The following is a 19,048-nucleotide window of genomic DNA, read 5'->3' as shown; positions in this document are numbered from 1 at the left end:
ATGAGCAATAAAACCTACCTAGGAAGTGTGAATCGCGAGACACGACCTTTCAACTTAGATGTTGAAAAACTACGCCGTGCAAATGCCAAAGTGACTGCGGCAACTGCATATAAAGCAGGGGATCTATTGGTTTTATCTGATTCCAATGTGGTGACGCATGCCACAGATGAAAAAAATTGGAATGTTGTATGTGGTCAAGATGTTACCGCGCAACAAGCAACCCAAATGGCAGCAGATGGGATTGAAATCCCGATTTACTTTGGTGGTGTATTTAGCATCGAATCTGTTCGAATTGCAGGGGAATATTTAGAGGTTTCTAAATACGACTCAGCTCGTGCCAAAGCAACTTTAAACAATATTGAATTTTCAAAAGTATAAGGAATTTTTAAAATGCCTCAATCTTTTACAGTTAATGGCGCACCACTTGAATTGCTTGATGTTGGTGAGCTTGCATTAATTCACAGTAACTACAAGCCAATGGACACTTGGCTGATGGATAAATTATTCCCAAATCGCCCTTCATTTGATCGAGATGAAGTGCCGTTGGCAGAAATTAGCACTGTCCATGATTTAGCACCTCTGGTCTCACCTCATCAACCTGGTAAACCATTCGATACTAAACGCGCAGCTAAAGTAGAATTCGTTCAACCTGCATATTACAAACCTAAAAACATGGTCACACCTGCTACAGCTTTTGATGAAGCACTAATTGAGCGTTTGCGTTCGGCAGGAATTATTTCAACAGGTAGCCAACAATTATCTGATCAGGAAAAGATGGTCATTGCTCAGATTGCTGTAATGAAGCGAAATCATGACGCTATTGATAATTCAGTTTTATTGATGACAACAGAGTTATTGCTTAAAGGGAAGTATCTACTTCAATCTGATGATTATGAATATAACATGGTTGATTATGAACGTGATGCATCGCTAAATTTCACTCCATTAACTCCTTGGAATCAGGCTGGTGCTAAACCTGTAACAGATATTGAATCAATTGAAAAACTTTTGCTTGAAGCAAATGGCGGTCCTTCTAAACTCTATATTATGTCAGGCAAAGTTTGGGCAGCGTTATCGACTAATGAAGAGTTTAAAGAACGTTTTGTTAAGCCTTACGCCGGTATTGCCGTGCCTTATAAACCGAGCTTAAACGTTCAAGAAGGCGCTTCATTCAAAGGCTACTTAGATGAAAAAGAATTGTGGGTTTATGACGCTACTTATCGCTTAAAAAATAGTGTAAAGCGCTTTATTCCTGATGATTATTTTGGTGCTATCTCGGATACCCAAGGATCAATCGCGCAATGTAAAATCAAAAATATGTTGGCTAATGGTGCGGTTGCCAAATATTTTGATCGTCAATGGTATAGCGAAGATCCAAGCGGTATCTTCTTGATGACTGAATCAGCCCCACTTGCAGTGCCATCGAATAAAAATGGTGTATGTGGTGGTACAGGCTTTATTGTTTAAGGGGAATTACATGCCAAAGTACATCGCAAAACAATCCATTGGTCATTTTCGACCTGGTGAGGAAATCAAAGGGCTTGAAGATAAACAAATTCAAGCCCTTTTAGTTTCTGGTGCTATTGAGGAAGAGGCAGCGCCAGAAAAGCCTAAACAGGATGGCTCTGCACAACAATTGACTGAACTTGCTGCTGAAGTCGCAAATCTGAAAGCTAATGAGCTTTTGCTTATTGATGCCAAAGAAAAAGCCGAGGCTGAAGTCGCAAATCTGAAAGCAGAATTAGTTAAGTTGCAGGATGCTTTAAATGCTTCAAAACCAAAATCTGCAAAGGATAGAGAGCAGCCTCAGGCTCAATCCGAAAAGGCTTCGACTGAATCTAAATAGGTGGCGATATGTATGCGACTGAAGAGGATTTGATTAAGCGATTTGGTAATGAAGTTGAAACTCTGAAATCAATTTTACCTGAGGGGGCGATTGCTGAAGCATTACAGGACGCTACAGAGGAGATTGATAGTTATGTGGCGGTAAAGTACAGCTTACCGCTTCCTAACATTCCAAGCACTCTACAGCGAATAGCATGCAATATTGCAAGATACCGCCTTTACTTTCAGCAACCTACTGATGAAGTAGAGAATCGCTATAAAGCTGAAATTGATTTTTTGAAGCGCATTGCTGATGGTAAAGCTGTACTCAATATCCTGAACCAAGAGAATGAGGTCACTGAAGAGAAGCCGAAAAACTCACCGGCAGCTATGCCAATCGGTACAACTTATCGAGGTTGTGTTTTTGCAGACGATATTCTTAACAGAATGCCAAGCATCAAGTGAGGTTAAATGGCTATTGCAATAACAATCACTGCTGAGAGTTCACCACTTGAAGCGATCTTTAAATCATTAGGGGCTTACGAGCGTGAAGAATCAAAGCTTTTTAATGAACTTGGATCTGAGCTACTGGACCAAGTTCAATTAAGGTTTATGGATGGTGTCAGTGTTGATGGAAACCCTTGGGTGCAGTCATGGCGAGCTGAAATGCAAGGAGGTCAAACATTAAGGGATAAAGGCATTTTAATGAATTCCTATACCTATAATGTTTTGCCGAATGGTGTTGAGGTTGGTACAAACGTTGAATATGCAGCGCCTCTTCATTTTGGTGCGCTTATTCTTCCTAAAAATGGCGCATACATCACCTTTAATGTGGGTGGGCAATATCGCAGAGTTAAACAGGTTGTTTTGCCGCCACGTACACAGCTTGGAATAAATCCTGAAAATGAAGAATCACTTTTAAATATTGTAGGAGATTTTATTAATGAGCTCATTCTTCGCAGTTCGTGATGAAATTGCAAATAGACTAAAAGAAATTCCAAGTTTTAAGGAAATATACACCCCTCATAATTCAGCAAAAATCACTGAAATGATGCAGATAACGCCATCAGCTCATGTGAACTTTGCCCGGATTGTCAAAAAGGCTGATGCAGGTGCGGGTAAGGTTAATCAGCTTGGGCAACAATGGGCGGTTTCAGTTGCTTGTCGAAATGCTCAATCTCAAATGACCAATGGCAATGCTGTAAATGATGAAGCGGGCGAGCTCACTGAAGAAGTGATTAAACTCTTATCTGGTTGGCAACCTCGTTCCTCAACTCGACCTTTAACACTTATTGATGTTAAAGAGGGTTACAGTCCAACATGCACATACATTACAGTCATTTTTGAATCACAAAAATTTATTTAGAGGTCATCATGACAAAACAATATATCGCCCGGCAAAAAGTCGGGCGTTTTAGTAAGGGCGATACAGTGGGCGGTCTTACTGAAGCCCAAATTAAACAATTAGAGACAGATAAGATCATTGAAGAGGTGAAATCTGCTCAAACAAAACCAAGCAAAGAGGTCAAAACAGATGGCTAAGGAATATATTTCTTTACAGGGTAAGTTTTACTTGTCCGAAATAGCAAATGGTGTAGCTGCTGAAATGCGCAATATCGGGAACGTGCCTGAATTTGAACTTGAAATCACGACTGATCAAGTTGAGCATCAAGAAAGCACTTCTGGACAACGTACTACAGATTTTGTATTAACCAAAACAACAGGTGTTAATTTCAAAGGGCAACTTGAAGAAGTGGATGAAGCCAATTTGCAATACATCTTGTCAGGTATGAAATCTGAAATTGCAAGCAAGGTTGTTACTGATCAGGTATTAGGTACAGTTAAAGCAGGTAATGAAATCAAACTTGATGGGTATAGTCTGACTCAGGTTTCATTTAAAGCAGGATCAACCGCAATTACAGCCGATAAATATGTGCTTGATGCCGTGTTTGGAACTGTAATTTTCAATGAAGCAATTGCAGATCCTGTTACAGCAAGTTATACAACTGGTGTTGTTAGTCATACCACAATCGCAAGTGAATTTAATAAAGAATATGAATTGTTCTTTAAAGGAATTAATACTGCTACAGGTAAAAATATGGCAGTGCGTTTGTGGCGTACTAAAAAATCACCAGAAACAACTTTTCCACTCATTCACGAAGAGCTTGGTCAATATGAAATTTCAGGACAAGCATTATCAGAAATTGAAAAAGGTTTAGATCCTACACTTGGCTTATATGGTCACGTGGTCACAATTCCAGCTGCATAATTAAACTGCAGGCACATAGGGCGCAAAAGCGTCTTTTTTTGTGCCTGTATTTAGGAATTTAAAATGAATGAATTTTTTCTGGCTTCTAATAGATCTATTTATGTTCATGATTTAGAGCTAAAACAAATAACGGTAAAAGACTTGGATCAATGGTCTCAGTTTGCTGAAATTATTCGCAAATATTTAAATAATGATTATTCAAAAGAAAATATTGAATCAATTGTAAAACAGCATATTGTTTCAGCTATAATGCTTTGTTCGTTTACCACGATTTATGATGTTAAATATTTTTCAGATTTAATGAACAATGAAGCTGATGTATTTTTGGATATTTTCAGAAATGTTCTTAATGTAAATAAAGCATATTTTGATCAAGAGGATTCAAAAAGCCAAAATAATAAATCAGAAAATACTTGGTTTGATTCATTTCAGTTTTTAATCAGCAAAGGGCATCGACATAAAGATATTTTGGATTACAGCTTTGGTACATTTATAGAGTATTTAAAAGCTGCACAACGTAATGAAAGAAATTCTTTATTAAGTTTTAGTGGTGCTATGCGCGTGTCATATCATGCGGATGCTAAAAGATTTGAAAAGTATAATAAAGAGATGAAATCTATTTAAAATTCACATTGCGCAACAAACATTCGAAATATATCCTGTTCTCATAATGAGGGGATATTCATGAAAAAATTATTATTAGCACTTGCACTTTTAAGTTCAGCGAATGCCTTTGCTGTTGATGCTCGAAGCATTAGAACTACCACTGATATTGTTGAATATAATGATTCTGTTGGGACAATGATGTCTAAACTTGGACGCCCAGATGGTAAATATGAATACTCGGGGCGAGATGCTCGAGGAAAATTAGTATTCTTCACTGACTTTTATTACAGTATCGATGGATTGAAATACACGATTACAGTGCTTGAAGGCAAAATCTATAGAATTCAGTGGGAGCGTTGATTGTGAGTCAGAAAGTAGAATGTTCAACTTGCGGACGAATTGGCAAGCCTAAAACGAAGGGTAGTTTTATCATAACAATTGTCTTACTTTTTTTCGGTATTTTCCCGGGTTTAATTTATGAAATTTGGAGAAGATCAGGAGGGAAGGTTTGCAGTTCATGTGGTAGTCAAAATATCCATTTACATGTTATCAATAGTCGTCAAAAAAATAGTTCATTAAAAAATGATCATCTATTATCTTTGACTGAAAAAAATGTTGAACAGAAGAATTGTAACTTTTGCAAAGAACTGATTCGTATTGATGCAATTAAGTGTAAGCATTGTGGAAGTATGCTAACTTAAAAGATTTTTTCAAATATGCCACCTTCGGGTGGTTTTTTATTGCCTGAGGAAAAGTAATGGCTGGTCAAAACTTAACATTTAAACTTATTCTAGATGGTGATAATAAAGGTCTAGTAAGCGCGGTAAAGCAGTCTGAAAGCTCAGTAAATTCTGTTCTAGATTCAATAAAACAAGAAGCGGAACGATTAAAAAAGGCTTCAGAAGAAACAAGTAAAGCTACAGCTAAAATGATCTCTGATGAAGTTTCAACTGATGCAAAAAAAGCATCTGAAGGCTTAAAAGATGTTGCTGAAGCCGAACAGAAAGTTTCAAATGAGTCCTCAGAATTAGAACAAAAAATACAGCAAATTATTGATGAATTAAATAAAGCTCAAAATGCATCAAAATCAACTGAAAATGGATTTAATAGTTTATCAAATGAAGCTCGAAATACTGCAAATGAGAGTGCTCAAGTAGCCAAAGAACTCAATGAAACCAATAATTCTTCCGCAAAGTTAAGTACAGGTTTAAATGGTTTAAAAACGGGTCTAACACTCGTTGCCAGTGCTTTTGCAGCAGTAGGTGTAGGATTAGGAATTCGTGAACTAGCTCAAGCAGCAGATTCTTATACAAACCTTTCCGCTAGAATTAAGATTGCAACTCAAGATGGCGGTAATTTCACTCAAGCTATGTCGGGAGTTCATCAAGTCGCATTAGCTACCAATTCTAATTTAACATCAACTGCTGATTTGTTTGCACGCTTAAACGCTGTTGGCAAGGATATGGGGGTTACTCAGCAACAGGCTTTGGATTTAACTAAAACTGTTACTCAAGCCATTAAGATTGGTGGTGGATCTGCTGAGGCTGCGGATGGAGCAGTAACCCAATTTATCCAAGCGATGCAAGGCGGTGTTCTTCGTGGCGAAGAATTTAACTCAATTATGGAGGGTGGCTACGGGTTAGCTGAAGCTTTAGCAAGAGGTTTAGGGGTTACCACCGGAGAACTTCGTAAAATGGCAGAAGCGGGGGAATTATCATCCGAGCGAGTTGTTAAAGCTTTACAAACCCAATCAGCTTCAGTTCAAGCCACTTACGATAAATTTCCAACTACGATTAGCAATGCATTACAACGAATTTCAACCAGTTGGGAAATCTTAATAGGTAAGATGGACCAATCTAATGGTGCTTCTGCTACTGTTGCCCTGTGGCTTGTTACCATTGCAAACAACATTCAAGATTTAGATGTATTGCTCAATGATATGGGGCAAGGTTTCGAGTGGATTGGCTCGCAAATCAATAAGATTGACACATCCACAATTGAAACACTTAAGTCTGTATTAGTTTCTGCTTATGAAACTTTAAAATCTTTGGCAAGTACCGTAGGTGATGCATTTGAAATAACATTTGATCTACTCAATACTGCTTTAGGAGCAATATTCAATTTCAACAGTGGCGTTGACAGTGCGTCAGATAAAACCAATGGTCTTACAAAGCTATTACAAGTATTAAATGTTGCGCTTGGCTTTTTAAATGATGGTTTTAAAGGCATTGGAATTGCAGCTAATCTATTGACGGGTGCATTTTATAGTATAGCTTCTGCTTCAAATAATGTTTTGTCAGCTTTAACTTGGGGAGATGTAAGCAAAGAGTTTGCAGCCAATGCAGATGCAATGGCAACTAAAGCAAACGAGTATTATACAAAGGCGTCTGATGGTGCTTTAAAATTTGAGTCTGCAGGAAAAAAAGCCTGGGATGAAATAAATAAAACCCAAGATCAAAGAAATGCAGATTCAATTGCTAAAAATCAACTTACACTTGATCAGTTGAGTGCTCAAGAAGCTAAACACTCGGCTGATTACAAAGCAATCAGTGATCAACGGCTGGTCCTTGAACAGCAACTTTATAAAGCCAAAAAAACAGGCAATCAAGCCTCTATTGATTTAGCTCTTAAAGGTATTGCTGATCTTGAAGCTAAGGAAAAAGCGTATCAAGTTGAAACTCAGAAAATAAATTCTGAAAAAATCAAAGCTGCTCAAGATTGGGTGAATGCTCAATTAACAGCGATTGACGGAACAGCTAAAGCTTCAGATATTGCAACTCAAAAAACAATTCAAACAACTTTAGCTGCAAGGGGCTTAAAAGTTGAATTTGACAATACTGGTAAAGGTATTGTTACTGCTATGGAGCAAAGTGGAAATGCTGTTTCTTCTTTAGATTCCAAACTTGCAGCAGGCAGAAAGGGAGCTCAGGCTCTTGGTCTAGATTTAGATATTGCTCTCAATAGGGTCTCAGAGGGGTTCAAGGCAAAAGAAGCAAACCTAAATAGCTTTACCGCAAGTCTTGAGTTAATGGGCGTAAAAGGCAAGCAATCTGCTGAAGTAGCTTATCAAGCGTGGGTTAAGTGGCTTGAAACAGCAAAGTCCCAAGCTGAAATTGACTTTGCAATGTCAAAGTTAAAAGAGTTTGAGACTCAAGGTGTTATATCTACAAAACAGGTTGAACTAGGTGTTCAAGCAATTCGTCAAGTGATGCAAAAGCTTCCTGATGATATGAATCCCGTTGAGCAAGCCTTTGAAAGATTGGGCATTAAAACTAAAGAGCAATTAAAACTTGCCGCCCAATCAGCTTTAGCCGATTTCAATACTATTCAAAGCAGTGGTCAAGCTACCGCTGAAAGTTTAAGACAGGCTTATGAACGCACCATTCAGGCTGCGGTTGCTTCAGGTGATCAAGCAGTTATCGCATCAACAAAAGCCAAAGCCGCATCATTGGGATTGTCTGTTCAAATTGAAGATACTGGAAAAGCAACGGTTCAATCTTTTGATGAGATGAATAAAGCTGCTGACAATCACGCTTCAAGAGTATCCAATCGTGTAACGAGTGCTTATCGTCGCATGGGTGAAGTAGCCCGAGAAGAAGCCCTTTCTTCATCTGAGGCTTGGGCAAAGGCTTTGGATTCTCAGCAAGGTGGTATGCATTCAACAACCCAAGGTGAAAAAACTCGATTGGCATTTAATCAGTCTGAAGTTGAAGCTGAACTTAAAGCAATGGGTTACGACGATAAAAAAGCTGCCGAAATCGCCAAAAATATTCTTCAGGGCTCAAAGTTGGGTGATGGATATAGAAATGCATCAACTTCTTGGCTTGCAAAAAATGGTTTGGATGTTGTTGGATCATTTGCAGGAGGCGGTGGAGGTACTTCAAACGCAAACTATGTTCGAGAACAATTGGAGAAATATACTCAATATGCTGGAAATTCATCATCAACAATGGGTATTGGTGATTCAAGTAAGACAGTGAAGTATGAAATTAGTACTGGAAAGAATAAGGCAACTGTTTATGGATCTCCTTCAACTGAAACAAACCTCAATTCAATTTTGAGTGAGTTGGAAACTATTAAAAAGAGTACATAATCATGAAACTAGTTCGAAAAAGTACATCTGAAGCCGTCACATTGTCTGACGGCTTTTTATGGTCTGATGAGTTTGATTGGAACCCTATTGAACAAAAGCAGGATCGTGCTGTAGACGGTGCACTCATCATTCAAGAGGGCATAAAAAAGTCAGGACGACCAATCACTTTGACTGCTGATAAAAGCATGGCGTGGCTTAAACGTCATGTTGTAAGCAAGTTAAAAGATTGGTCAGTCCTGCAAGAAAAATTCGAACTTCAATTTAATTATTTTCATGATAAACGAAAGTTTAATGTCTTGTTCAATCATCAAGACAAAGCAATTGAGGCGAGTCCAGTGCTTGAGCATCCATCTATTTCGGATGATGACGAATATAACGTGACTTTGCGATTTTTGGAGTTAAGCGATGCCGATTGAAACTAAAGACTTGGTGATTTATGAACCTGAGCGGATGACTGATAATGATGATGGTGGCGGCAAATACAATGGAAAAATCATTGTTGACGGTCTAAGCAACAATCTATTTGATGATATATCCGAACTTGACCGAACCATGGGTAATGTGTCTTTAAGAAAGATTTTTCCAGCTGTCACAACTGCTGATACTGATAAACTTATGGGTGCCACAGTCTTTGTATCTGAATTGCCGAAAGATCCGAATGTGTCAGCGCTTTTATTCAGTACAAGAAGTTGGACAGATCAGCGTAAATCAGCACAGAACCGCATTGAAAACTATTTGGCTAAAGGTGGTCAAATGGCGGGTATTCCACAGGACACACACTATCAAGGCATGAAGATCCTTCAAGCGGTTATGTTTCCGCAAGAGGTTGAATCTTCTGTGGGTGATACGATTGTACTTGTATCGAATGAAGGGAAAGCGCTGCAACATGAGCAATATGTACGAATTACCAAAGTTGAAACTCGTATTGCAATCATGATTGTGGATGGTAAACAGGTTGAGTATAAAGTTGCAACTTATTCTCTGAACGATCCGCTTGATCAAGATTATGTCGGACTTTCTGCTAAACAATGGTATTCAGGCGAGAAAAGCCAAACCATTATACGTGACACACTGGTTGCTGATACAGGTCTGTACTATTCATCAAAAAAGCTAAAGACAGATGCACAACTAGGTGAATACACAGTTAATGTGGGCGAAGTGTTTACTCAGCTTATTCCATCAGCGCAAACTGAATCACCAATTGTTGATGTAAATGCTGCAGGTGAGAGTGTTGTTTTAGTGCCGGGTAATTCAGGCGCAATTTCTGCAAATTTTGTGACAACAGTTAGTACAAGCCAAAACCTCTACATTGGTTCTAGTATAATGCCTTCAAGTATTTCATTCGCTCTGTTTGGTCAGCAAGTTATAGATCAGGGCGGATTGCTTAAGAATGTGCAAGGTACTCAGGTTGGAACAATTGATTATCAGCGTGGCTTAATTCAATGGACAGCATCTGCAGGAACTGGAAGCACGGCACTTGAGATTACATTTACACCTGCTGCAGCGCCTAGCCAATATTTTCAAAGTTATTCCATTCCAGTCACGCAAAATAATCAAAGTACAAACTGGACAGGTGTTTTAGTTCCAATTCCTGCACCAGGAAGTTTGTCTATTTCTTATATGGCTCAAGGTAAGTTCTATGAGTTAAAAGATGATGGTTCGGGGCAGTTAAAAGGTTCAAGCACCTCATTTGGTTCAGGTCGAATCAATTATGAAACAGGATCTTGGACTCTTACAGCAGGCGCCTTACCAGATGTTGGCTCACCAATATTGTTATTGTGGGGAACGCCAATCGTCACATTCACACGTTCTGATTTGCCCGTGAATAAAGCAAAGTTCTCTTTTCAGTTACAAAAAGAGGGGATTGCTCCAGGTGTAACTGTAGATTGGTTGCTTGAAGGTGTTGCTAAAAAAGCTGTCAGCAATGCACAAGGTAAATTTACAGGGGATGCAACAGGTTCGATTAATTACACAACCGGTATTGGTGAAATCATCCCTGTGAAATTACCACAGAAAAATACTAGTTTTGTTGTGACCTATAACTTTGGACCACAGCAAACTCAAAATAGAACAAATATTGAACCAGATGCTGGGCAAAAACTTGTATTTACCATTGGTACCGGATCAGCCATTCAACCCAACAGTGTGAGTTTAAAGATCCCTGTAAGCACACCTGAAGGATCGACCGATTATGTGGACCTTACAGATACGCCAATTAGTTCAAGTATTGGAAACTTGGTCAATGACCAAGGTCAAGTGCAAGGCTCAATCACATATGCCAGTGGTCAGTGTGAAGTCACCCCCAAATTAATTAAACGAGTTTTCGAGACTCTTTATACCGCTACTGCTGTATACGGAACAGCATAAGTGAGGAAATATGTCATTTTATTCACCACAAGCCTCTAGTATTCAAGGCAAAGAAGTTGAATTAAGGGCTTACTCTGCTACAAATATTCAAGTGAGCTATCGTGATACATCAAGTGTAAATTCTTCAACGCAAAATATCATTGCAGAAAAAGTTAAGTTCGACCTGTCATCTGGATACGATGAGCAAATTTTAAATGGATCAGTTCGTTTTAAAATAGGAAATGATACTTTTCTTGATCGCACAGGCACTTTATATCGAAATGTAGATCCTGCAACGAATAGTGGTATTGCATCGGGAGCAATTTATTATGGCAATGGCGTTGTTGAACTCGATACGTGGACGCCGAACATCGACAACACTGTTGTACTTCAATCATTAACGACAACAACTGATTTGCCACCAGTGAATAAATTTAGCTTCAGAACACCAATCATTCCAATTCGACCACAATCTTTAACTGTTGTAATTTCATCTTTAGATTTTGGTCAGTTGACATTATCAGCAGATGAAAATGGGGGGATTGAAACAAGTCGGGCACACGGCAAGATTAATTATGATACTGGCTTTGTAGAGATCTACTTTTATACTAAAACAGAAATTACTGTAGCGAACCGACCTGAGATTGAAGCTAAACCCTGGTATGACCCATTACTTGAGTATGAGGAAGCAGCTAAGACGTATTTAAATGTCCCCGTGTGGATCGACGCTTCATCTGCTAGATATAACGCTGTAGCTTACACCTATATCCCTTTAGATGCAGAGATTTTAGGATTATCAGCAACTCGATTACCGCTTGATGGACGAGTGCCAATTTTCAGAATTGGGGGGATTTGCGTTGTCAGTGCGAGCAAGGATTATGCAATGCCAGATCATGTGGCAGGTAAAACGTATCAGCTACCCGATATTCGTATCTCCTGGTGTGAATTGATTGACTCAAAAGGGGTAAAAGTTCCATTTGATCAATATGTGGTTGATTATGATTATGGCAAATTCACATTATCTGGTGACTTTGCAGTAAATGCGCTTACACCACCTTTTACAGCTCAATATCGTTATCAAGATATGGGTTTGTTGCGTGATGTTCAGATCAATGGGCAGCTTACATTTACTAAGCAACTTACACATAACTATGATGCAGAAAATACCATTGTAGGATCGGCTTTGGTTATTGATGAAATGCAGGCGCGTTACACTCAAAAATTTGTTCAGCAGACGTGGAATAATGTTTGGGCAGATGAGGCATCTGGTGGTGCGATTTCTGCTAATTACAATGATGCAATTTATCCAATCCAAATAACGAATAAAGGTGCAATCCAAGAACGTTGGGCGATTGTGTTTGTTAGTGGCACGACTTTTAAATGTGTGGGTGAATATTCAGGTGAAGTGGGTACAGGAAGCACAAATGCTGATTTTGCGCCAATCAATCCGATTACTTTGGTCCCATATTTTGTGATTAAAAAAGAGGGTTGGGGTACAGGTTGGGCGAATAGTAATGTATTGCGCTTTAACTCGATCTCAGCAATGTACCCAGTCTGGGCAATACGCACAGTCAAACAATCAGAACCAACTGAGCTTACAGATCAATTCCAAGTCATGTTACGCGGTGACATTGATCGCGTAATTTAAACTTAGTTCAAATATGACCGCTTAAAGCGGTCTTTTTTATGAGTAATAAAAATGGCTATGAAGCAAACGCAAACCAAAATGTTTGATTTTTCAGATGTTGGATTGGATTTTTGTGCAGGCTCTAAAAATCTGTTCCCTGATCGCTTTAAAAAAATGCTTTCCCAAGGATATAACACACAGACTGTCTCAAGTGTAGTGGTTACAGGCAATCAAGTTGTCTTAACTTATGGAGTAAATCATGGTTATGTTGCAGACCGGGTACTTAAGTTAAATGCTGTTAATTTAACTGGCGAATATGTGATTGATAGTGTAACAAGCAACACTGTTACATTAACGATAGACAATGCGCCTACAACCATTTCGGGTGGTTTCACTACATCTGTTGCACCACTTGGCTGGCAACTAGTTTATGAACTAGCAAATATTCATGTTTATAAGATGAAACATATTGATGATACTGACCGATTTGTAAGGTTGTGTTTTCAAAATAATGTTGATCATCGTAATGCCATAGCTGTTTGTATTGGGAAAACCTTTGACTCTTCTACAGGTTTTATTAATGATCTGAATGCATTTCAACTGACCAAGGATGTAATGTCTCCTAGTGCTTGGGGGTTACCACGATGGGATGGATATGAAGCCAGTAACCAAGCAAACAACTACACCTATGCTCAAGGTTATTCAAGTTATGGCAAAGCTATGTGTGTAGGTAGCCTATATCATTTTGCAATATTAGCTTGCTGGGCAACCCCATTCCCTATTGAAATTTATGCAATTCTGCCAGTTGCTGCCTTAAATTATGATGCTTTAAGCTACCCGGTAATCATTGCAAGAAAAACCACCTCAACTACTGTTTCTTATGGTGAAAGTAATTACGGAAATTTTTACAGTTACAGTGATAATGGTTATGCAACAGTTGGAAATATTCGAGTAGTTTTTGAAAATAAGAATTACTTGTTAAATGGGTTAACGGACGGCAACAATAAGGCTATATCTTCAGTTTTATCATCCTCAATCGATTCATTTAATACAACTACAGCAATGCCTTTGCAAATTTTTGAACGAACCACTTCTCAACATTTGGGATTTTGTTATGGTGCGTACATGTGTATGTACGGTGATGATGCAAATGCACCACTTTTAGGTAAAACAAATCTACCTCTTATTACAAAAGATATAGATTTAAACTCAAATATTGTTATTTCAAATTCTGGAAGTGGAGGGGATAGATCAAGAACATCGTTCTTAGCATTTCCTATTGAGGAGATTAAAATTGATTAAAATAATGAGGGTTTTTGTTGGTGGGTACAATCCTAATTACGAAAGAATTAAAAATCTTGGATATAAAATACTGAAATTACAAAGACCGGTTATTACTGTTGCTAACAGTGATCAAGGCTTTGGACAAATCAAAGGGAGCACCAAAAAGCTAAATGTGATTTATCCAGGTGTAGAAGTCTGTGTATTTAAGCGAAGTAATAAACAGCTTTTATGGACCACTTTATCCAAGTCCGATGGTTCATATGCTTTTAGAAACTTAGCTGTAGGAATTGAATGCTTTGTAACGGCTTTTGATCCCAAACGAGAGTATAACGCTGTAATTGCTGATGGAGTGAAAGCGAAATGAGTGCAGTAATACCATCAATTGAAGCTGGGCTAACTCAACTTCAAGCTCTGACAAATTATATTGATCAAGGTAGCGAAAATGCTACCTTTGTTTTTTATAGTAGTGATAAGCCTGCTAATACAACAATTGAAGCTGATGAATCAAAGCGTCTGGTTACAATGACATTGCCCAAGCCTTGTTTTAAGAAATTAAATACTGACAGCATTGAGCTACAGCAAACTGATGCAGCAATCGTACTGAGAAATGGTACAGCTATTTTTGCTCGATTATTTTCTGCTGCAGGCAAAGTGGTTGCGGATTTTGAAGTGGGCACACATATCACTTTAAACAATCCAACTTTGGTGGCTGGATCAACATTAATGCTCAATTCCATTGTTTTAAAACCAACGCTTCAATAAATAAAGGGGTGTAGATGTGCCAAACTATACGCCACCTGATCCATTGCAAACTAACCTTAATTTTAAAGATGAACTTCAGAGCATTGATGCTCATAATCTTGTATTAAATTTCGGTTTAGACGAGATTCAAGAAGCCTCATTAATTGCTGAGATCTACACAGCATTTAATTCAGAAATATTTGCTGAAAGCTTCACTTTAAATCTTCTTGATGCTGAACTACAGAATGGGTTTGGTGCTGAAATTGAAGTGTTTCAAGGTCAGATTAGTCATCTAGTGTGTGAAGTCTCAACAAGTTTTCTTGCAATAATTGAAGCCACTAGAATTGATCAGTTCTGCACAATTGAAGCTGACTTTAATACAAGTTTCATCCCAAACTTAAATGCACAATTTGATATTAACTTCAATCTGGGTGTCTTTGCTGAACTTAGTGCAAGTTATCAACTCACTAAACAAATATTGAGCAATAAAGGACTCAAGTTTTCAAAACCAATACTTAAGGCACTCAATAGTGCCTTTTTTTATGACCATGGTTTAAGCATTATTCATGAATCAAAGATAAAGCATGATCAAGCATCAAGTCTCAGCCATTCGATTAAATTAATCTTTGAGGAATCTACAGGATTGAAATCAGATTCATGCATAGCATGGCAAGACAATGAACGAATTAAAATAACGAAATCTTTGGTTTTTGAGGAGTCCAATAAATTACTTGTTCAAAGGTCTATAGATTGGGTTGAGCTAGTTCGTAAACGTAAGCAGTTTACATGTAGTTTTGATGTGGCTCAGTACTTTGAAATGCAATATCAAATCGATTGGGATAAGGGTTTGGAGCTGGTTACGACTTGTAACTTTGTTTGGGATAAAGCCAAGCCAGTACATTATAGAAAGCACTCTATTACCCCTTGGCCAGAACCTGAAAAACTGCAGTTTGAGGGTGATACAGATTTTAATTTTGTTTGTGCTTGCACTGAAATTGATGCCCACAATCTCATATTAAATTTTGGTGTTGATGATTGTATCTCTTCAATAGTTAATAAAAATTGGTGGTATATCGTGAATGACGTATCGATTGTTAATACGCGCACTAATGAAGAAATTAAGGTGCTTAATGGCTCTTACAACACAGATCGTAGCCGATGGTGTTGGTCATACAGTCTTACTGTCACAGAGCATGAAATGACAAAACTTGAAAAAGGAGATGTATTGAAAATTAATGTGAATGGAAATATTCACATGATGATGTATGAAGAATATTCAAAATCTCAAAAGTTTGCTGATACTACATACAATTTAACTGGACGAAGTCCAACGGCACTTCTTGAAAGTAAATATTCACCGGTACGCTCTTACTTACAAGAGAATGAACGAACTTCAGTGCAACTTGTTCAAGCTGAACTATATCGGGTGAACAGTGAGACTGTATTGGATTGGCAGCTTATTGATGAGCTTGGCTGGATTGTTGAAACTGAAAGCTTGAGCTATACGAATCTTGCGCCAATCGATGCGATTAAGCTTATCGCTGAAGCTGGGGGTGGCTTTGTTTATAGTGAAAAGGGAAGTAATACACTTTCAATCAGACCACTTTATAAAAAGACTTTTTGGGATACCTTAAATTTAGATGACTATGATCGAAATTTACCTGAAAGCATTGTGATTCAACATGGTGATAGTTTTGATGAGTTGCTGGATTTTAACGCAATCACTTTAACAAATCCTAGAAACGGCAATGTTGGTCAAATCCGTAGACGCAATACTGCAGGTGACATTTTATTGGAGCCAGTAAGTAACCCTTTATTTAATGCTGTAAGTATGGGGGGATTTGGTAAATCTAAGCTAGCTAAGTCAGGCAAAGTTGAATCTCATGATTTTGATTTTCCAATTACTCATGAAATCGGTGAGTGTGTACCAGGTGAAATTTTGGCATTTAATGGTGAGTGGTGGGGCATAGTTGATGCTGTAAGTGTTTCATTTACTAACGCTATTGTGAGCCAATCAATTAAGGTGGAGCGCACAGTCAATGAGTAATGCACTAAAACGATTGATGGATTTAATGCCAAAAACACCAGAATTTGTAGGTGAAATCACCTCATCAAATCACCCAAATTACAAAATCTTAGTATCTGATAATTCAGGCTTAGTGATGTGCACCAGTTCAGTTGAATACAAAACGGGTGATCGAGTATTTATCTCAAATAATGAAATCAAAAGATCTGCACCGCAGGGCACTGTGGTTCAGATAGAAGTATGAAATTAACCAAATATGAGCACCCGACCGGGTGCTTTTTTATTGCCAAAAATTAGGGGGATTCATGCAGGAGCATGAGAAAAATTTTCTACTCATTCTTGTAGTAGGGCTGTGTATTGGATTTGCTAAGTTGCTTGTCTCTGATGAAAAACTGACGTGGCGTTTAGCGATAGGTCGAACGATTTTAGGAGGTGCAACATCAACAATCGCTGGAGCAATTGTTTTACAGATTCCTGACATCAATCCTCTTGCATTGATTGCAATAGCATCGGCATTAGGGATTTTAGGAAGCACATTTATTGAGTCTTGGCTAAAACGTCAAGCAAACACGTGGAGTATCAAATGAAATTAATCGATAACTGGAAACAGTCATACAAACTTAAATCAGTACAGATCGGCGCATTAAGCGCCATTTTTTTTGCCTTAAGCTTATTCTCTGAGCACTTTTTAATGATTTGGAATCTGATTCCTCAGGAAATTAAAAACTCAATTCCTGAAAATTGGAAAGAATACGTAGGCGCTTTTGTTGGTGTTGCTATGATTTTAGCACGTTTGAAAAAACAGCCTGAGTTGCATGAACCACAGTTGAATTTAACAGGTGTCAATACACTGATATCGGTAGCAGTATCCACTACAAATGATTTAGCTTGGATGATTGAAGCCAAGAAGCATTTAGGCTTAAAAGAAAACACAAGCAAAACAGCTCATAACCCAACAATCCTAAAATGGCTAAAATCGCTTGGTGCTTGGTGGCAAGAAGATGAAACACCTTGGTGTGGTACTTTTGTGGCTTGGTGTCTGAAGACTGCAGGTATTGCATATCCAAAGCACTGGTACCGTGCATTAGATTATGTCAATTATGGCTCTAAACTATTAAAACCTGCTTATGGTTGCGTAGCGATTAAAACTCGTAGCGGTGGTGGTCATGTATGCTTTGTTGCTGGTCGAGATATCAAAACTGGTAAGCTGGTTTGTATTGGCGGCAATCAGTCAAATATGGTTTGTTATGCACTATATAATGAGTCAGATTTTCAGGAATTCCGCTGGTATGGTAAAACCAATAGACCAGCCGAGTCGCGGTATAAGTTGCCAGTGTTGAGTGGGGTAACTTCTACCAAAGTGAATGAAGCCTAAAGCATTATTTGCAAAATATTACTTTGGCCAAACCTCATACCTCACATGGCCAAAGTTCTAAAATTATATAATTCATTGTTTTTATGCTTATTCAAGTTTGCCTTTGTGATGGATTTATAAAGAATAAGGCTTAAATAGCTACAATTTTATTGTCAATATATCCAATAGGATAATGGCCTAAATAATATAACTCAGCAATAAACTCCCATTTTTGACCTAATTGTAAATATCTTTCAGTCATTAACTGTCTGAAACAGAAACAAATTGAATCTCGAGCTGCAAGACTAAAATCATGTGGAGGTATTATGAACAACTCCTTATTCATGTCTCTTGTTGCATTTAAAATTTTCTTATTAATACATTTTCTCAAGTTCAATAATTCTGAGGTATTCTTTTGTTTTTTGTAAAATGGGTCTTCTTGGGAAATACTTGATGGTAACCATCTAAGTTTGTTATATTTTCCCTGAAAGTCCTCGTCTGAATGACTTAAAAAAGCTTTACCTAAATTTTCTATTAAAATAACTCTATCATCATCGATATTGTTAATTCCCATTTTAGAAAAAAAATTAGTATTTTCAATTTTTCTTAAATCATCATTGATATCAAACATGAACTCACTCAAACTTTTATAAGGCTCTAAGGAAATTTTTAATCCTTTCTTGTATTCTAACCTTCCTAATGAGACTAGGCTACTATGTGGAATATTGTATTGATAAGTTGAAAAATCATGATTTTAAGGAATTTCCTCCCCGCGTTTTTATGATTCCTAAAGAAAGGGAGAAGTTAAGCTAAAGCACTATCAACTGATGGACACGCAGCTGATGCAGAAAGATTGAGTGAGGCGTGGCCCTCTAAGT

At 37.9% G+C, this 19,048-nt stretch carries 23 protein-coding genes; 22 read left to right on the top strand and 1 reads right to left on the bottom strand.

The genetic code is table 11. The annotated features are described in order from the left end of the window. The 22 genes from F938_RS02185 (at nucleotide 1) to F938_RS02085 (ending at nucleotide 18,191) form a co-directional block, all read left to right on the top strand. Complete coding sequence (locus F938_RS02185) at nucleotides 1-378, top strand: hypothetical protein (protein ID WP_005029006.1); 378 nt, start codon at nucleotides 1-3, stop codon at nucleotides 376-378. Between the two features lie 12 nt (nucleotides 379-390). Beyond that, nucleotides 391-1,467: a major capsid protein gene (locus F938_RS02180; RefSeq protein WP_005029003.1), complete on the top strand. Its 1,077-nt coding sequence runs from the start codon at nucleotides 391-393 to the stop codon at nucleotides 1,465-1,467. A 10-nt stretch (nucleotides 1,468-1,477) separates the two neighbouring features. Further along, a complete protein-coding gene (locus tag F938_RS02175) occupies nucleotides 1,478-1,846 on the top strand; it encodes a hypothetical protein (protein WP_005029000.1) in 369 nt (122 codons plus the stop codon). Between the two features lie 8 nt (nucleotides 1,847-1,854). Continuing rightward, nucleotides 1,855-2,289: a gp436 family protein gene (locus tag F938_RS02170; RefSeq protein WP_005028999.1), complete on the top strand. Its 435-nt coding sequence runs from the start codon at nucleotides 1,855-1,857 to the stop codon at nucleotides 2,287-2,289. A 6-nt stretch (nucleotides 2,290-2,295) separates the two neighbouring features. Then, the gene (locus tag F938_RS02165) at nucleotides 2,296-2,793 is read left to right on the top strand and encodes a phage virion morphogenesis protein (protein ID WP_005028996.1); all 498 of its coding nucleotides are present in this window, start codon (nucleotides 2,296-2,298) and stop codon (nucleotides 2,791-2,793) included. Next, a complete protein-coding gene (locus F938_RS02160; protein WP_005028994.1) occupies nucleotides 2,768-3,190 on the top strand; it encodes a phage tail terminator protein in 423 nt (140 codons plus the stop codon). The genes F938_RS02165 and F938_RS02160 overlap by 26 nt, the downstream gene beginning before the upstream one ends. Nucleotides 3,191-3,198: 8 nt before the next feature. Further along, the gene (locus F938_RS24425) at nucleotides 3,199-3,366 is read left to right on the top strand and encodes a hypothetical protein (protein ID WP_005028992.1); all 168 of its coding nucleotides are present in this window, start codon (nucleotides 3,199-3,201) and stop codon (nucleotides 3,364-3,366) included. Then, a complete protein-coding gene (locus F938_RS02155; protein ID WP_005028990.1) occupies nucleotides 3,359-4,093 on the top strand; it encodes a phage tail tube protein in 735 nt (244 codons plus the stop codon). The genes F938_RS24425 and F938_RS02155 overlap by 8 nt, the downstream gene beginning before the upstream one ends. 63 nt (nucleotides 4,094-4,156) lie before the next feature. Then, entirely contained in the window at nucleotides 4,157-4,717 is a 561-nt protein-coding gene (locus tag F938_RS02150) for a hypothetical protein (protein ID WP_005028988.1), read from the top strand. A gap of 60 nt (nucleotides 4,718-4,777) precedes the next feature. Beyond that, nucleotides 4,778-5,059, top strand: coding sequence for a hypothetical protein (locus tag F938_RS02145; RefSeq protein WP_005028986.1), 282 nt, complete (start codon nucleotides 4,778-4,780; stop codon nucleotides 5,057-5,059). 2 nt (nucleotides 5,060-5,061) lie between these two features. Beyond that, nucleotides 5,062-5,400: a Pmp3 family protein gene (locus tag F938_RS02140; RefSeq protein ID WP_005028984.1), complete on the top strand. Its 339-nt coding sequence runs from the start codon at nucleotides 5,062-5,064 to the stop codon at nucleotides 5,398-5,400. 56 nt (nucleotides 5,401-5,456) lie between these two features. Next, the gene (locus F938_RS02135; RefSeq protein WP_005028981.1) at nucleotides 5,457-8,792 is read left to right on the top strand and encodes a tape measure protein; all 3,336 of its coding nucleotides are present in this window, start codon (nucleotides 5,457-5,459) and stop codon (nucleotides 8,790-8,792) included. 2 nt (nucleotides 8,793-8,794) lie between these two features. Then, nucleotides 8,795-9,208 (top strand): hypothetical protein, encoded by a 414-nt coding sequence (locus F938_RS02130; protein ID WP_005028978.1) that lies wholly within the window; start codon nucleotides 8,795-8,797, stop codon nucleotides 9,206-9,208. Beyond that, nucleotides 9,198-11,159: a hypothetical protein gene (locus F938_RS02125; RefSeq protein WP_005028975.1), complete on the top strand. Its 1,962-nt coding sequence runs from the start codon at nucleotides 9,198-9,200 to the stop codon at nucleotides 11,157-11,159. Before F938_RS02130 ends, F938_RS02125 begins: the two co-directional genes overlap by 11 nt. Before the next feature lie 10 nt (nucleotides 11,160-11,169). Continuing rightward, complete coding sequence (locus F938_RS02120) at nucleotides 11,170-12,786, top strand: hypothetical protein (RefSeq protein WP_005028972.1); 1,617 nt, start codon at nucleotides 11,170-11,172, stop codon at nucleotides 12,784-12,786. A gap of 51 nt (nucleotides 12,787-12,837) precedes the next feature. Next, a complete protein-coding gene (locus tag F938_RS02115; protein WP_005028966.1) occupies nucleotides 12,838-14,067 on the top strand; it encodes a hypothetical protein in 1,230 nt (409 codons plus the stop codon). Then, on the top strand, nucleotides 14,060-14,413 hold the full coding sequence (locus F938_RS02110) for a hypothetical protein (protein WP_005028963.1): 354 nt from the start codon (nucleotides 14,060-14,062) through the stop codon (nucleotides 14,411-14,413). The genes F938_RS02115 and F938_RS02110 overlap by 8 nt, the downstream gene beginning before the upstream one ends. After that, the gene (locus tag F938_RS02105; protein WP_005028961.1) at nucleotides 14,410-14,811 is read left to right on the top strand and encodes a hypothetical protein; all 402 of its coding nucleotides are present in this window, start codon (nucleotides 14,410-14,412) and stop codon (nucleotides 14,809-14,811) included. Before F938_RS02110 ends, F938_RS02105 begins: the two co-directional genes overlap by 4 nt. 16 nt (nucleotides 14,812-14,827) lie before the next feature. Further along, entirely contained in the window at nucleotides 14,828-16,837 is a 2,010-nt protein-coding gene (locus tag F938_RS02100) for a hypothetical protein (protein ID WP_005028959.1), read from the top strand. Next, on the top strand, nucleotides 16,830-17,060 hold the full coding sequence (locus F938_RS02095) for a hypothetical protein (protein ID WP_005028958.1): 231 nt from the start codon (nucleotides 16,830-16,832) through the stop codon (nucleotides 17,058-17,060). Before F938_RS02100 ends, F938_RS02095 begins: the two co-directional genes overlap by 8 nt. 61 nt (nucleotides 17,061-17,121) lie before the next feature. Beyond that, the gene (locus F938_RS02090; RefSeq protein WP_005028957.1) at nucleotides 17,122-17,403 is read left to right on the top strand and encodes a phage holin family protein; all 282 of its coding nucleotides are present in this window, start codon (nucleotides 17,122-17,124) and stop codon (nucleotides 17,401-17,403) included. Beyond that, entirely contained in the window at nucleotides 17,400-18,191 is a 792-nt protein-coding gene (locus tag F938_RS02085; RefSeq protein WP_005028956.1) for an NlpC/P60 family protein, read from the top strand. Before F938_RS02090 ends, F938_RS02085 begins: the two co-directional genes overlap by 4 nt. 130 nt (nucleotides 18,192-18,321) lie before the next feature. Here the strand turns inward: F938_RS02085 and F938_RS02080 are convergent, their stop codons facing one another. Continuing rightward, complete coding sequence (locus tag F938_RS02080) at nucleotides 18,322-18,801, bottom strand: hypothetical protein (RefSeq protein ID WP_005028955.1); 480 nt, start codon at nucleotides 18,799-18,801, stop codon at nucleotides 18,322-18,324. Nucleotides 18,802-19,048 lie beyond the last annotated feature (247 nt).

Origin of the sequence: Acinetobacter bereziniae LMG 1003 = CIP 70.12, from assembly GCF_000368925.1 — a bacterium.
In the GTDB taxonomy this organism is placed as follows: domain Bacteria; phylum Pseudomonadota; class Gammaproteobacteria; order Pseudomonadales; family Moraxellaceae; genus Acinetobacter; species Acinetobacter bereziniae.
Note: the sequence above shows the minus strand (reverse complement) of the source record. Positions and strands in the feature narration are given on the sequence as shown.

Excerpts from the sequence above, each read along its gene's own strand:
- F938_RS02085 (WP_005028956.1), top strand. The coding sequence starts at position 17,400 with ATGAAATTAATCGATAACTGGAAACAGTCATACAAACTTAAATCAGTA.
- F938_RS02130 (WP_005028978.1), top strand. The coding sequence starts at position 8,795 with ATGAAACTAGTTCGAAAAAGTACATCTGAAGCCGTCACATTGTCTGAC.
- F938_RS02150 (WP_005028988.1), top strand. The coding sequence starts at position 4,157 with ATGAATGAATTTTTTCTGGCTTCTAATAGATCTATTTATGTTCATGAT.
- F938_RS02095 (WP_005028958.1), top strand. The coding sequence starts at position 16,830 with ATGAGTAATGCACTAAAACGATTGATGGATTTAATGCCAAAAACACCA.
- F938_RS02165 (WP_005028996.1), top strand. The coding sequence starts at position 2,296 with ATGGCTATTGCAATAACAATCACTGCTGAGAGTTCACCACTTGAAGCG.
- F938_RS02180 (WP_005029003.1), top strand. The coding sequence starts at position 391 with ATGCCTCAATCTTTTACAGTTAATGGCGCACCACTTGAATTGCTTGAT.
- F938_RS02170 (WP_005028999.1), top strand. The coding sequence starts at position 1,855 with ATGTATGCGACTGAAGAGGATTTGATTAAGCGATTTGGTAATGAAGTT.
- F938_RS02145 (WP_005028986.1), top strand. The coding sequence starts at position 4,778 with ATGAAAAAATTATTATTAGCACTTGCACTTTTAAGTTCAGCGAATGCC.
- F938_RS02125 (WP_005028975.1), top strand. The coding sequence starts at position 9,198 with ATGCCGATTGAAACTAAAGACTTGGTGATTTATGAACCTGAGCGGATG.
- F938_RS02155 (WP_005028990.1), top strand. The coding sequence starts at position 3,359 with ATGGCTAAGGAATATATTTCTTTACAGGGTAAGTTTTACTTGTCCGAA.
- F938_RS02120 (WP_005028972.1), top strand. The coding sequence starts at position 11,170 with ATGTCATTTTATTCACCACAAGCCTCTAGTATTCAAGGCAAAGAAGTT.
- F938_RS24425 (WP_005028992.1), top strand. The coding sequence starts at position 3,199 with ATGACAAAACAATATATCGCCCGGCAAAAAGTCGGGCGTTTTAGTAAG.
- F938_RS02105 (WP_005028961.1), top strand. The coding sequence starts at position 14,410 with ATGAGTGCAGTAATACCATCAATTGAAGCTGGGCTAACTCAACTTCAA.
- F938_RS02175 (WP_005029000.1), top strand. The coding sequence starts at position 1,478 with ATGCCAAAGTACATCGCAAAACAATCCATTGGTCATTTTCGACCTGGT.
- F938_RS02090 (WP_005028957.1), top strand. The coding sequence starts at position 17,122 with ATGCAGGAGCATGAGAAAAATTTTCTACTCATTCTTGTAGTAGGGCTG.
- F938_RS02080 (WP_005028955.1), bottom strand. The coding sequence starts at position 18,801 with ATGTTTGATATCAATGATGATTTAAGAAAAATTGAAAATACTAATTTT.
- F938_RS02185 (WP_005029006.1), top strand. The coding sequence starts at position 1 with ATGAGCAATAAAACCTACCTAGGAAGTGTGAATCGCGAGACACGACCT.
- F938_RS02160 (WP_005028994.1), top strand. The coding sequence starts at position 2,768 with ATGAGCTCATTCTTCGCAGTTCGTGATGAAATTGCAAATAGACTAAAA.
- F938_RS02115 (WP_005028966.1), top strand. The coding sequence starts at position 12,838 with ATGGCTATGAAGCAAACGCAAACCAAAATGTTTGATTTTTCAGATGTT.
- F938_RS02135 (WP_005028981.1), top strand. The coding sequence starts at position 5,457 with ATGGCTGGTCAAAACTTAACATTTAAACTTATTCTAGATGGTGATAAT.